This is a genomic window from Bradyrhizobium sp. NBAIM08 (assembly GCF_020193935.1).
Taxonomy (GTDB): Bacteria; Pseudomonadota; Alphaproteobacteria; order Rhizobiales; family Xanthobacteraceae; genus Bradyrhizobium; species Bradyrhizobium yuanmingense.
Genome location: NZ_JADYVR010000095.1, coordinates 1 through 556 on the forward strand (window position 1 = coordinate 1; position 556 = coordinate 556).

Consider the following 556-nt stretch of genomic DNA (forward strand, 5'->3'; position numbering starts at 1 on the left):
CGGTAGTAGTTTTGAGAAATCGTTTCCTGCAGGTAAACAGGCACTACAGAGCGGCCTTCCATTAGTTTGCTGGTATCTTTTTCATCCAGCACAAAACGGTATTTGCGTAGCAGCTTGCTGTTCTTTAGTTTTTCTGCCAGGTTGCTGATAGCCACCTGCATTTTCTCATATTGCTCGTATTGCGCATAGTCGTAGCTACCAATCCCATTTTTCTCCTTATTCTCAATTACTTTTTGAATGAGTTCTACCGCAGGATTATCCTTATTCCGGTATTTTACTTTATGAGGTTTCACCAGTACATTGGTCGTATCGGCCCCGGCAACCAGCGCTACATCAATGGTCTGCGTACCGGCAACCACATCTATTGCCGCTGATTTATAACCGATATAGGAGAACAGGATTTGGGTGAAATTACCCGTAGCACTTAACGTAAACTTCCCGTCAGCATCGGAAGTAGTACCCCTGCGGCTACCTTTAAAAAGAATGCTTACTGACTTTAGGGGCTGATGCGTAGCTGCATCGGTGACGGTACCGCTGACGGTAACCTGAGCAAAAC

General features: G+C 45.5%; 1 protein-coding gene. It reads right to left on the minus strand.

The window, feature by feature from the left end:
• The coding region (locus I6F37_RS38570; RefSeq protein WP_225154154.1) for a carboxypeptidase-like regulatory domain-containing protein at positions 1 to 556 on the minus strand (556 nt) is incomplete at both ends.